Genomic DNA, 12,065 nt, shown 5'->3' with positions numbered 1-12,065 from the left:
ATGCTGGTTGTTATTTTGCTAATTATTTTTATCTTTACAAAATAATACATATTTCACTTTTTTAAAAAATGGTTTAGCTGCACTCGTACTATCTCATCTGAGACGCTATGAAATTAAAAATCCACGCAACTGCGTGGATTTTCTGAGCTTATTGCTTATCATGAGATTCCGTGAAGCCTCATGAGACAACAGATTTTATTTTTAGACGTTAAACAGGAAGTTCATAATATCGCCATCTTTAACGATATATTCTTTCCCTTCTGAACGCATTTTTCCGGCTTCTTTGGCACCTTGTTCACCTTTGTAAGTGATGAAGTCATCAAAAGCGATGGTCTGGGCGCGGATAAAACCTTTTTCGAAGTCGGTGTGAATTTTACCAGCGGCTTGCGGGGCGGTAGCACCGACCGGGATGGTCCAGGCACGGACTTCTTTCACACCGGCAGTGAAGTAGGTCTGCAGGTTCAGCAGTTTATAGCCTGCACGAATTACGCGGTTCAACCCCGGTTCTTTCAGACCCAACTCAGCCATGAATTCGTCGCGCTCGGCGTCGTCCAGCTCGGCGATGTCCGATTCAACGGCGGCACACACGGCGACCACCACGGAACCTTCTTTATCCGCAATTTCACGCACCTGATCCAGATAAGGGTTGTTTTCAAAGCCATCTTCATTGACGTTGGCGATGTACATGGTCGGTTTCAGCGTCAGGAAGCTGAGATAACGGATAGCGGCTTTTTCTTCCGTGCTCAGGTCCAGTGAACGCAACATGCCGGCGTTTTCCAACTGTGGCAGGCATTTCTCCAGTGCCGCCAGTTCGATTTTCGCGTCTTTATCGCCGCCTTTGGCTTTCTTCTGCACTCGCTGAATGGCGCGTTCGCAGGTTTCCAGATCCGCCAACGCCAGTTCGGTGTTGATGACGTCGATATCTTCCGCCGGATTCACTTTACCAGCAACATGGATGATATTTTCATTTTCAAAGCAACGTACCACGTGGCCGATGGCTTCGGTTTCACGGATGTTGGTCAGGAACTGGTTGCCCAAACCTTCGCCTTTGGACGCACCTTTTACCAGACCGGCGATATCCACAAATTCCATGGTGGTGGGGACGGTACGCTGTGGTTTGACGATCTCGGCCAACTGGTCGAGACGTGGGTCCGGCATCGGCACGACGCCGGTGTTGGGTTCGATAGTACAAAACGGAAAGTTGGCCGCTTCGATACCGGCTTTGGTCAGCGCGTTGAACAGAGTGGATTTACCCACGTTAGGCAGCCCAACGATACCGCATTTGAATCCCATGTTTATGTCACCTTAAAAATCACTAATTATCAGGCTTTAGATTGGAAAAAGCCTGTCAGAATGGAAAAAGTCAGTCTTAATGCCAATTATACACATAATGCGGCATGAACTCGATCCGCCCGATCACTCACTATGACGCTTTGAAGGCGTGCAGGCGGTTCATAGCTTTGATCATGTCTTCCTTCATCAGGATATCGGTACAGCGCAATGATTCATCAATGGCTTGGTCGATCAGCGCCTGTTCGCTGGTGGGCGGCTTGCCCAGCACAAATCCCACCACTTTGTTTTTATCGCCCGGATGGCCGATGCCGATGCGCAAACGGTGAAAATTGGGGTTGTTACCGAGTTTGCTGACGATATCCTTCAGCCCATTGTGGCCGCCGTGACCGCCGCCGAGCTTCAGTTTGGCAACGCCGGGCAGCAGGTCCAGTTCGTCATGCGCTACCAGAATTTCATCTGGCTGGATGCGGTAGAAGGTCGCCATCGCTGCTACCGCTTTGCCGCTCAGATTCATAAACGTGGTGGGTACCAGCAGGCGCACATCTTTACCTGCCAGCGTCAGGCGTGCGGTATAGCCAAAAAATTTGCTCTCTTCTTTCAGCGGCTGCCGATAAGCTTCCGCCAGGCGGTCAACGTACCAGGCACCGGCGTTATGGCGGGTAGCGGCGTACTCGGCGCCGGGGTTCGCCAGACCTACAATCAGTTTGATACCACTCATAATTTGATACGACTCACGCGATACATTTCCGGGGGTGAGGTGCTGAAGACAACGCAACCCGTCAGGATAATTGACAAAGTCGCTAGTGTAACGCAGGGCCAGTTGATCACCAACATGTGATCCTGCCCGCAATCCAATGGTACGGAGGCTGTTTATACTATTAATAGATCAGGAAATATGCAGCTATATTCTGATTATTTCCACTGGATATTTCTGGAGGTGAAATATGAAACGTAGAAATGCTGTGATGGTGGGCAACGCATTTATGGGATTAGGTCTGTTGCTTATGATTTCCGGAATAGCGTATTCGATTGCTAATCAGCTGCCTGAATTACATTTGCCGGGTTCGCTCTATTTCGTGGAACTGCTGGCTATTTTTGCCGGTGCTATTTTGTGGCTGGCAGGCGCACGTATTAGCGGACGGGAAACTGTGACGGACCGTTATTGGTGGCTTAAACACTTTGATAAGCGTTGTCGCCGCGAACGGCATCCTTGAGTAATGGTGATATCAAGCCAGCACCAGCCGGTGACATCTCGGCAATGCGTTTTATTCATTGATAGGTTTATTTTGCTAACCTGTAGTGGTTGGAAACGGAAATAAATAATACGCGTTGTAATATTCCGGTTTCATTAAAAACGCCATCGAATAATGATTATCCGATGGCGTAATAGCACGGCTGAAATATCGATTAGTGCTCGAACATCGCAGAAATAGATTCTTCGTTGCTGATACGGCGGATAGCTTCTGCCAGCATACCTGATAAGGTCAGCGTGCGTACATTTGGCAGTGCCTTGATATTTTCCGACAGCGGAATGGTATCGCAGACAATCACTTCATCAATGACAGAGTTCTTGATGTTATCGCACGCGTTGCCGGAGAAAATCGGATGAGTGGCGTAAGCGAAAACACGTTTAGCGCCGCGCTCTTTCAGCGCTTCCGCCGCTTTGCACAGTGTGCCGCCGGTGTCGATCATGTCATCGACCAGTACGCAGTCACGGCCAGCAACGTCACCAATGATGTGCATCACCTGAGAGACATTGGCGCGTGGGCGACGTTTGTCGATGATGGCCATGTCAGTGTCGTTGAGCAATTTGGCGATAGCACGTGCACGAACCACGCCGCCGATATCCGGAGAAACCACAATTGGGTTGTCCAGGTTCTGCTGCAGCATGTCTTCCAGTAAGATTGGGCTGCCGAACACGTTGTCTACCGGCACATCAAAGAACCCCTGAATCTGCTCGGCATGAAGATCCACCGTCAGTACACGGTCAACACCGACGCTGGAAAGAAAATCAGCTACAACTTTGGCGGTAATCGGCACGCGCGCGGAGCGCACACGGCGATCCTGACGGGCATAACCGAAATAAGGGATGACTGCGGTAATACGTCCTGCGGAAGCGCGGCGCAGGGCATCAACCATAACGACCAGTTCCATCAGGTTGTCGTTGGTGGGAGCACAGGTCGATTGGATGATGAAAATATCACCACCGCGTACATTTTCGTTGATTTGTACGCTGACTTCGCCGTCGCTAAAACGACCAACAGCAGCGTCGCCCAGACTGGTGTACAAACGGTTGGCAATACGTTGTGCTAGTTCCGGCGTGGCGTTACCAGCAAAAAGCTTCATATCAGGCACGAGAAGAACCTCAAGCTTGCGTCCAGAGAAATATTCCGCCTGCGGAAGGCCGTGTGTCGTACCGCAAGCAGGATATACATACGGGTGTATGGAAAAGATCGTTAGAGCACCACGGTCGGCGGTGGTGTTTTAGCAACCCTTGAATTGCCCGGAAATCCGCTGTTGCAACGGAGAAACGTTCACTCCACGTGCAACAAAGCCATTTAATCCTTCCGGGGCCCGGTCTAGCACCTGACGAGCGGCAGACTCGGTGTCGAATTCAGCAAACACGCAAGCGCCCGTGCCAGTCAGGCGTGACGGTGCGTATTCTAGCAGCCATAAAAGTCGCTCTTCAACCTCACGAAAACGTTTTCTTGCAACGGCTTCACAATCGTTGCTGAAAGTTTGTGTCAGTAATTGCGATAGTGGTCGCACTGGCGTATTTCGTGTCAAATCCGGATCGGCAAAGATGAGTGGGGTTGGAATGCTGACGCCGGGGTGGACCACCAGATACCATTTTTCCGGCGGTGAGACGGGGGTAAGCTGCTCTCCCACGCCTTCGGCGAACGCGGCATGTCCATGCACAAATACCGGGACATCCGCCCCCAGTTTCAGGCCCAGCGCGGCCAGTGTATCGACCGGTATCCGGCTGTGCCACAACTGATTGAGCGCCACCAATACGGTAGCTGCGTTAGATGAGCCGCCGCCCAGACCGCCGCCCATCGGCAGGCGTTTATCAACGGCGATGTCAGCGCCGGCAAACGGCAGGCCGGCGTGCTGGCACCAGTCCTGCAACAGTCGTGCGGCGCGGATCACCAGATTCTGTTCATCGGGGACGCCAGGCAGCGGCGTCAGCAGCACGATTTGTTTATCCTGGCGCGGCGTGATGGTCAGGGTGTCGCCGTAATCCAGAAACTGAAACAACGTTTGCAGATTATGATAACCGTCAGCCCGACGGCCAGTGATGTACAAAAACAGATTCAGTTTGGCCGGGGAGGGCCAGTCGTTGCAGGTGATCGACATGATTTATTGCGTTGTCCAGTTGTCCATTTTCAGTTTGATGCGCTGTTCGCCCTGAGTCAGCTCCAGACTTTGCGGCAACGGCAGCAGGTCATTGGTATAGGACTGATAGGTGACGCTCCAGTGCTGGTCGCCTTGCTGATAGTTCACGTTGCGCAGTCGGGCGTGTTCATCCAGTGTGAAATCTTGTGCGTTGCCCGGCAGGCCGAGCATCCACTGACGCAGGTTATCAAGCGGAATCGCCATGCCGGTTAACTGCTGAACCATGTATTGCGCATCTTTACCCACATAACGCTTACCCTGGCCGTCGGTAATTTGAACGCTGTTCGCGCTGGCCTGTAGTTCCAGTTCGGTACTGCCTAGTGGGCTGGTCAGCAGCAGACGGTAACGCTGCGGCGAAAATTGCTGCCAGAAGAACCGGGCGTACAATTTTTTCCTATCGGAAAGATAGGCGAATGAGCCGCGGGTTTGATACTGGGTCAAATTTTGTACTTTTTGCTCGTGCTCGCGCCACTCTGGGGAGGTGGGTTTTTTGCCTGTCAGTGTAGACGGCGTCAGGGTACAGGCTGTCAGTAACACACTCGCCAAAGGCAGTAACCGTAAGGCGCGGGCGGGTTTATTGGGCATGTTGAAGAGGTCCTGTTACAAGCATCATGGGTTTACAACAAGGTGTCACGCTAACGGGGTTGGCTGACAGCGTCAATGTTTGCGATGTTATCCGGCAAGGCGTTAATGACGTGAGCGAGGTCAAACAGGGTCACTTTTCTTGCCCGCAGGCTTCAAGTAGAATGCCACTCAGATGAAACCCATACTAACACCGGGATTACTCTGTAGACCATGACCCTGCTTGCGCTTGGTATTAATCATAAAACAGCACCAGTCTCTCTGCGGGAGCGCGTCGCGTTCTCGCCGGACAGACAGGGGCAGGCGCTGCACAGTCTGTTACAACAACCCTTGGTCCAGGGCGGTGTATTGTTGTCTACCTGTAACCGCACCGAACTCTACCTCAGTGTGGAAGAACAGGAAAATCGGCACGAGCAATTGATCGCCTGGCTGTGTGCGTATCACCAACTGAATCCTGATGACATCCGCAAAAATCTCTACTGGCATGAAGGCAATGCTGCGGTCAGCCATCTGATGCGTGTTGCCAGTGGGTTGGATTCGCTGGTGTTAGGCGAACCTCAGATTCTGGGGCAGGTCAAGAAAGCGTTTGCTGACTCCCAGCGCGAGCAGTCGCTGTCAGGCGACCTGGAGCGCCTGTTCCAGAAATCATTTACCGTTGCCAAACGGGTACGTACCGAAACGGATATCGGCGCCAGCGCGGTGTCAGTGGCGTTTGCTGCGTGTACGCTGGCGCGGCAGATTTTTGAATCGCTGTCAGACGTCAATGTGCTGTTGGTCGGCGCAGGTGAAACCATCGAACTGGTGTCCCGCCATTTGAGCGAGCACCGCGTGAAGCGGATGGTCATTGCCAACCGGACACGCGAGCGCGCTCAGGTGCTGGCGGAAGAAGTGGGCGCTGAAGTGATTACGCTGGCGGAACTGGATGCGCACTTGCCGCAGGCGGACATTGTCATCAGTTCCACTGCCAGTACCTTGCCGATCATCGGTAAAGGGATGATGGAGCGTACCATGAAAACCCGCCGCAACCAGCCGATGCTGATGGTGGATATCGCCGTACCGCGCGACATTGAACCGGAAGTCGGTCGGTTGCCGAACATTTACCTGTACAGCGTGGATGACCTGCAGGCTATCATTCAGCACAATCTGGCGCAGCGCAAGGCGGCGGCCATTCAAGCTGAATCTATCGTGCAGCAGGAATGTTCAGAATTCATGGCATGGCTGCGTGCGCAGTCGGCGGTGGATACTATCCGCGATTATCGTTCCCAGGCAGATCGTCTGCGTGAGGAGATGACCGCCAAAGCGCTGGCCGCAATACAGAATGGCGGCGATGTCGATGCTATTGTGCAGGAATTAACGCACCGCCTGACTAACCGCCTGATCCATGCGCCCACCCGTTCATTGCAGCAGGCCGCCCGCGACGGCGATCTGGACCGTTTGCAGATTTTACGTGACAGCCTCGGTCTGAACTAGCATTCTTCTTCCCCCATTAATGATTCGACACAGGATTGAACTGCCCGAATGAAGTCTTCTATTGTTGCTAAGCTGGAAGCGTTACAAGAGCGCCATGAAGAAGTGCAGGCGCTGCTGGGGGAACCCAGCGTGATTGCCGATATAGACCGTTTCCGGGCATTGTCCCGCGAATATGCGCAACTTACCGACATTACCCGTTGCTTTCAGTGTTGGCAGCAGACGCAGGACGATCTCGCTACAGCCGAACTGATGCTGGATGACCCTGAAATGCGCGATTTAGCGCAGGATGAACTGAAAACAGCCAAAATAACCAGTGAAGAGCTGGAGCAGCAACTGCAAGTGTTACTGTTGCCGAAAGATCCGGATGATGAACGAGGTTGTTTCCTGGAAATTCGTGCCGGTACGGGTGGCGATGAAGCGGCGCTATTTGCTGGTGATTTGTTCCGTATGTATAGCCGTTATGCCGAGTCTCGTCGCTGGAAGGTTGAAATCATGAGCGCAAACGACGGGGAACATGGCGGTTACAAAGAGATGATTGCCAAGGTGGTCGGCGACGGCGCCTATGGGCAACTGAAGTTTGAGTCTGGCGGCCACCGTGTGCAACGCGTACCGGCCACCGAGTCGCAGGGACGTATTCATACCTCCGCCTGTACCGTAGCGGTGATGCCGGAAGTGCCGGAAGCGGAATTGCCGGATATCAACCCTTCCGATTTGAAAATTGATACCTTCCGTTCCTCAGGTGCAGGCGGGCAACACGTTAACACCACTGATTCCGCTATCCGAATTACTCACCTGCCGACTGGTATTGTGGTGGAGTGTCAGGATGAGCGTTCGCAGCACAAGAACAAAGCCAAAGCGCTGTCGGTGCTGGCTGCCCGTATTCGCGCGGCAGAAATGCAAAAGCGTCAGCAGGAAGAAGCCTCTACCCGGCGTAATTTGTTAGGCAGTGGAGACCGCTCCGACCGTATCCGCACTTACAACTTTCCTCAGGGAAGGGTGACCGATCACCGCATCAACCTGACGCTCTACCGGCTGGATGAAGCGATGGAAGGTAAGCTGGATATGCTGATTCAGCCTATCGTGCAGGAATATCAGGCTGATCAACTGGCGGCGCTGGCCGAGCAGGATCAATGAATTATCAGGACTGGTTGAAACAGGCGACGGCCCGGCTTCAGGCAAGCGACAGCCCGAAGCGGGACGCTGAGATCCTGCTGGAGCATGTAACCGGTAAACGGCGCACGTTTCTGCTGGCTTTTGGTGAAACTGCGTTGACTGATGAGGAATGCCTGACACTTGAGTCCTTGCTGGCGCAGCGCGTAACCGGTGAGCCGATTGCCTATTTGGTCGGGCACCGGGAGTTTTGGTCGTTGTCGCTGGCTGTCTCCCCCGCGACGCTGATCCCACGGCCTGATACCGAATGTCTGGTTGAGCACGCGTTGGCGCATCTGCCTGATTGCCCGTCAGCAGTGCTGGATTTAGGAACCGGCACCGGGGCTATCGCATTGGCGATAGCCCATGAGCGACCCGATTGTCAGGTGGTGGGGATTGATCGCCTGCATGAGGCGGTGGCGCTGGCCAGCCATAATGCCAGCAGGTTGGGGATCACTAATGCTCAGTTCTTGTCGGGAGACTGGTTTTCGCCACTGGATGGGCAACGTTTTTCACTGATTGTCAGCAACCCGCCGTACATTGATGAGCATGACCCGCATCTGTCGCGTGGCGATGTGCGTTTCGAGCCTGCCAGCGCGCTGGTTGCGGGAGCGCAAGGACTGGCTGATTTACAGCAAATTATCCGGCAGGCAGGCGCATTTTTGCTGGATGAAGGCTGGCTGCTGTTGGAGCACGGTTGGCAACAGGGCGCAGCGGTTCGGGCATTGCTGTCGCAATACGGTTTTGTACAAGTGAAAACCCACCGCGATTATGGCGATAATGAACGCGTAACGCTGGGACAATGGTCAGCCGGAGCAACCTGCGGGCGTTGAATCAACTGCAATGCAGCTTGAGCAGGATCACATTGGTAATGATTAGCCGTGATTATCGCTTATCTTCCTGAGAGAGCTGCTGACGAATACTCGGTTTGGCATTATTATCGGATCCGCTAGTAAGCGGACACGCAGGGCGTGCGTGGGCCGCTAATGTGAAGTTTGCTTTTTCAGATGCGCCGCTGACGTTATCTTTGCTTGATGGAATAACTATGAGTTCTATTGCTGATTTTGAATTTAACCAGTCACCTTTAAGTGAAGGTGTGATTCTGGTTTCCCAGTCAATACGCTGCGATTTTTCTGCGCAGGAAGTGAAACAAAATCTGCAACAGCTCGTTGAAGAAGCGCGGTCGGTCATCCCCGCTGATTTGGATCAGGACCAACAGTTGGAAAGGCTGATTGAGCTTTTTTTCCATACCTGGGGGTTTGGCGGTGCCAGTGGTGTTTACCATTTGACCGACGTACTGTGGCTGGACAAAGTGCTGGCAACCCGGCAGGGGATGCCGGTATCGCTGGGAATTATCTTCCTGCATATCGCACATCAGTTGGATCTACCGCTGATGCCAGTAATTTTCCCCACTCAATTAATTCTGCGCGCTGACTGGCTCGATGATGAAATGTGGCTGATTAATCCGCTGAATGGCGACACGTTGAGCGAGCATGTGTTGGAGGTGTGGCTGAAAGGCAATCTTGGCCTTTCTGCCCGGTTGATGGATAGCGATCTGGATGAGGCGGAAAATGTAATGATTGTCCGCAAACTGCTGGATACCCTCAAGGTCGCGTTGATGGAAGAAAAACAGATGGAACTGGCATTGCGTGCCAGTGAAGTCGTATTGCAATTCGACCCGGAAGATCCGTATGAAATCCGTGATCGAGGATTGATTTACGCGCAACTGGATTGTGACCATATCGCCTTGTCAGACCTGAGTTATTTTGTGGAGCAGTGCCCGGAAGACCCGGTCAGCGAAATGATTAAAGTGCAGATTCACTCCATTGAACAAAAGCAGATTGTGCTGCACTAATTCGGGAAAACACCTGAATTCGGTAAACACCTGAAACCCGATCATCTGATTTATCCGACATGATTTATCCGACAAAAAGGTAAGTTTATGAACAATAAAGTGGTTAACATCGGGGCTATCCCGGTCGGCAACCATCTGCCGTTTGTGCTGTTTGGTGGCATGAACGTGCTTGAGTCCCGCGATTTGGCGATGCGGATTTGCGAGCACTATGTCACGGTGACGCAAAAACTGGGCATTCCTTATGTCTTCAAGGCTTCCTTTGATAAAGCGAACCGTTCCTCCATCAACTCTTACCGTGGGCCGGGTCTGGAAGAAGGGATGAAGATTTTCCAGGAGTTGAAGCACACCTTCGGCGTCAAAATCATTACCGATGTGCATGAGCCGCAGCAAGCGCAACCGGTATCCGAGGTGGTTGACGTGATTCAGTTACCGGCATTCCTCGCACGCCAGACCGATCTGGTGGAGGCGATGGCAAAAACGGGCGCGGTGATTAACATCAAGAAACCGCAGTTCATCAGCCCTGGGCAAGTTGGCAATATCGTGGATAAATTCCGCGAAGGCGGTAATGAGCAGGTGATTCTGTGTGATCGTGGCACCAACTTTGGTTATGACAACCTGGTAGTAGATATGCTGGGCTTTAATGTCATGAAACAGGTTTCTCATGGTGCACCGGTGATTTTCGATGTCACTCATGCGTTGCAGTGCCGTGATCCGTTTGGCGCAGCATCTGGTGGGCGTCGTGCCCAGGTGGCTGAACTGGCGCGTGCCGGTATGGCGGTTGGAATTGCCGGGTTGTTTATTGAAGCTCACCCGGAACCAAACAGCGCCAGATGCGATGGCCCGTCCGCGTTGCCGCTGGACAAACTGGAACCGTTCCTGCAACAGATGAAAGCGATTGATGAGCTGGTCAAGGGATTTCCTGAATTGGATACCAGCAACTGAACCGGTTGTCAGAGACAAAAAAACCGCCAACCGGCGGTTTTTTTATGCATCATGCGTCGGTTATTTGTATAAGTCGGCGCTGATGGTGTAGTGGTCGCCATTTTCCTGCCACTGTTTGGTGATGTGGTAGAATTTGGCTCCCTTCTTGTAAGCACGCTTGGCTACGGCCTCAGAGATGTCCGTTGGGCTACTGAAGCTATCACGGAAACTAATGGAATCAAACGGTGCCATTTGGGCCGCAGTCGCGTTATTCAGTTCCTGAATTTTGGTGCCGTCAGACATCGTGACTGTGTAGCGGGAACCGACGTTAGAAGATTGGGTCTGGAAGAAGTTACCCACTTTATCACTCAGACTTGAAGAGGTTGCTACGCCGGGGATTTCCACTTTAGAGGCAGCAGCACCGCCGGCAGCAATCGCAGCCTTGCCTGCTTCGGAGTTGGCAGGGATCATATCCGGACTCTGTACCTGGCGCTTAGGCGCATCCTTTTTATAGACAAAAGCAGTAATAGTTTGGGTCGATCCGCTTGAGTTGATATCCGCCTGACGAACGATGTAGAACGCGTAAGCCCCTTTCTTTCTGGCTGCGTTACCGATGGCTTCATTCACTTCTGGTTGATTATTGAACGCGCCGTTCACGGTTACGGTATCGAAAGGCTCAAGGCGGACCGCATCATCTTTTGGCAATTCTCTGACACCACTGAATTGGCGATACTGGGTCTCTTTGGTTGCGGCAGGCGCATCTTTTTTATACAAGTCAACCGTTACCTGCCAGCGCCCACCGTTCACTTCAGATGTGCCTTGAATGTAAAACGCCGCGGCACCGCGTGCATCTGCCTTCAGGGAGGCATCGGCCGCCGCTTCGTAGATAGCATCGTAGCGACCAAAAAAGGTAATACGCTCAAAGGGCTGGAGTGATTGTGCTTTCTCTGGCGTAAGTTCCTGCGCAGCTTGCGCCGAAAACGCTACTATTGATAGAAGAGTGGATGCAACAACGCTAGTTTTCAGCTTCATAAAAAATCCTTTCGCCTGACGCATACGGTGAATACGTACCAAGCCATTTTCTGTGGTAGCCGCTGATTATGGCATGGAACCTGAGGTTATGCCTCTGCATTTTAAGCTAAATTCCGCAAGGCCTCAGAGTGGATGCGGGAATAGGAAAAAATGCAAATAATCACCATTAATAATCGAATTCATTTTATAAGCGACATTTATCTTGGTTAGTGTGATTAACAAAGCGTTAACACTGCCTTTTTGTGAGATATCTTTGAACATTGCGATAGCAATAATGGTAGAAAAAATTGTTTTAGCTGTGATTTTTGACCATAAACAGGCGCTGTTGCCTACCATAACTCTGCTTTTATAACCTAATAGTTTTAAC

At 52.2% G+C, this 12,065-nt stretch carries 12 protein-coding genes; 6 read left to right on the top strand and 6 right to left on the bottom strand.

Going from position 1 to position 12,065, the window contains the following annotated elements:
• Positions 1-201: 201 nt before the first annotated feature.
• Both ychF and pth read right to left on the bottom strand, forming a co-directional pair.
• Positions 202-1,293, bottom strand: a complete 1,092-nt coding sequence (gene ychF, locus Dpoa2040_RS06235) for a redox-regulated ATPase YchF (RefSeq protein WP_168640663.1) — start codon at positions 1,291-1,293, stop codon at positions 202-204.
• Positions 1,294-1,423: 130 nt separating this feature from the next.
• Entirely contained in the window at positions 1,424-2,011 is a 588-nt protein-coding gene (gene pth / locus Dpoa2040_RS06230) for an aminoacyl-tRNA hydrolase (RefSeq protein ID WP_042870632.1), read from the bottom strand.
• Between the two features lie 226 nt (positions 2,012-2,237).
• Between pth and ychH the strand changes: the two genes are divergently transcribed.
• On the top strand, positions 2,238-2,507 hold the full coding sequence (gene ychH / locus Dpoa2040_RS06225; protein ID WP_042870630.1) for a stress-induced protein YchH: 270 nt from the start codon (positions 2,238-2,240) through the stop codon (positions 2,505-2,507).
• Between the two features lie 193 nt (positions 2,508-2,700).
• Here the strand turns inward: ychH and prs are convergent, their stop codons facing one another.
• The 3 genes from prs to lolB form a co-directional block, all read right to left on the bottom strand.
• Complete coding sequence (prs, locus tag Dpoa2040_RS06220) at positions 2,701-3,648, bottom strand: ribose-phosphate diphosphokinase (RefSeq protein ID WP_042870628.1); 948 nt, start codon at positions 3,646-3,648, stop codon at positions 2,701-2,703.
• Between the two features lie 129 nt (positions 3,649-3,777).
• The gene (gene ispE / locus Dpoa2040_RS06215; protein WP_168640662.1) at positions 3,778-4,650 is read right to left on the bottom strand and encodes a 4-(cytidine 5'-diphospho)-2-C-methyl-D-erythritol kinase; all 873 of its coding nucleotides are present in this window, start codon (positions 4,648-4,650) and stop codon (positions 3,778-3,780) included.
• 3 nt (positions 4,651-4,653) lie between these two features.
• A complete protein-coding gene (gene lolB, locus Dpoa2040_RS06210) occupies positions 4,654-5,274 on the bottom strand; it encodes a lipoprotein insertase outer membrane protein LolB (RefSeq protein ID WP_168640661.1) in 621 nt (206 codons plus the stop codon).
• A 210-nt stretch (positions 5,275-5,484) separates the two neighbouring features.
• On the opposite strand from lolB, the gene hemA reads away from it, so the two are divergent.
• The 5 genes from hemA to kdsA all read left to right on the top strand — a co-directional run bounded on the left by hemA (position 5,485) and on the right by kdsA (position 10,687).
• A complete protein-coding gene (gene hemA / locus Dpoa2040_RS06205) occupies positions 5,485-6,741 on the top strand; it encodes a glutamyl-tRNA reductase (protein ID WP_168640660.1) in 1,257 nt (418 codons plus the stop codon).
• 48 nt (positions 6,742-6,789) lie between these two features.
• The gene (gene prfA / locus Dpoa2040_RS06200; protein WP_168640659.1) at positions 6,790-7,875 is read left to right on the top strand and encodes a peptide chain release factor 1; all 1,086 of its coding nucleotides are present in this window, start codon (positions 6,790-6,792) and stop codon (positions 7,873-7,875) included.
• Positions 7,872-8,723 (top strand): peptide chain release factor N(5)-glutamine methyltransferase, encoded by an 852-nt coding sequence (gene prmC / locus Dpoa2040_RS06195; RefSeq protein WP_168640658.1) that lies wholly within the window; start codon positions 7,872-7,874, stop codon positions 8,721-8,723. Before prfA ends, prmC begins: the two co-directional genes overlap by 4 nt.
• 212 nt (positions 8,724-8,935) lie before the next feature.
• Positions 8,936-9,745 (top strand): invasion regulator SirB1, encoded by an 810-nt coding sequence (gene sirB1, locus Dpoa2040_RS06190; protein ID WP_042870615.1) that lies wholly within the window; start codon positions 8,936-8,938, stop codon positions 9,743-9,745.
• A gap of 87 nt (positions 9,746-9,832) precedes the next feature.
• Entirely contained in the window at positions 9,833-10,687 is an 855-nt protein-coding gene (kdsA, locus tag Dpoa2040_RS06185; RefSeq protein ID WP_168640657.1) for a 3-deoxy-8-phosphooctulonate synthase, read from the top strand.
• A gap of 60 nt (positions 10,688-10,747) precedes the next feature.
• Here the strand turns inward: kdsA and ydgH are convergent, their stop codons facing one another.
• Positions 10,748-11,698, bottom strand: a complete 951-nt coding sequence (gene ydgH, locus Dpoa2040_RS06180; RefSeq protein ID WP_042873910.1) for a DUF1471 family protein YdgH — start codon at positions 11,696-11,698, stop codon at positions 10,748-10,750.
• Between the last annotated feature and the right edge of the window lie 367 nt (positions 11,699-12,065).

Source organism: Dickeya sp. CFBP 2040, assembly GCF_012273755.1.
In the GTDB taxonomy this organism is placed as follows: Bacteria; Pseudomonadota; Gammaproteobacteria; order Enterobacterales; family Enterobacteriaceae; genus Dickeya; species Dickeya poaceiphila.
The sequence above is the reverse complement of the archived record's forward strand: the minus strand, read 5'-3'. Positions and strand labels throughout refer to the sequence as shown.

Excerpts from the sequence above, each read along its gene's own strand:
- ispE (WP_168640662.1), bottom strand. The coding sequence starts at position 4,650 with ATGTCGATCACCTGCAACGACTGGCCCTCCCCGGCCAAACTGAATCTG.
- lolB (WP_168640661.1), bottom strand. The coding sequence starts at position 5,274 with ATGCCCAATAAACCCGCCCGCGCCTTACGGTTACTGCCTTTGGCGAGT.
- prmC (WP_168640658.1), top strand. The coding sequence starts at position 7,872 with ATGAATTATCAGGACTGGTTGAAACAGGCGACGGCCCGGCTTCAGGCA.
- ychF (WP_168640663.1), bottom strand. The coding sequence starts at position 1,293 with ATGGGATTCAAATGCGGTATCGTTGGGCTGCCTAACGTGGGTAAATCC.
- sirB1 (WP_042870615.1), top strand. The coding sequence starts at position 8,936 with ATGAGTTCTATTGCTGATTTTGAATTTAACCAGTCACCTTTAAGTGAA.
- ydgH (WP_042873910.1), bottom strand. The coding sequence starts at position 11,698 with ATGAAGCTGAAAACTAGCGTTGTTGCATCCACTCTTCTATCAATAGTA.
- pth (WP_042870632.1), bottom strand. The coding sequence starts at position 2,011 with ATGAGTGGTATCAAACTGATTGTAGGTCTGGCGAACCCCGGCGCCGAG.
- ychH (WP_042870630.1), top strand. The coding sequence starts at position 2,238 with ATGAAACGTAGAAATGCTGTGATGGTGGGCAACGCATTTATGGGATTA.
- hemA (WP_168640660.1), top strand. The coding sequence starts at position 5,485 with ATGACCCTGCTTGCGCTTGGTATTAATCATAAAACAGCACCAGTCTCT.
- prfA (WP_168640659.1), top strand. The coding sequence starts at position 6,790 with ATGAAGTCTTCTATTGTTGCTAAGCTGGAAGCGTTACAAGAGCGCCAT.
- kdsA (WP_168640657.1), top strand. The coding sequence starts at position 9,833 with ATGAACAATAAAGTGGTTAACATCGGGGCTATCCCGGTCGGCAACCAT.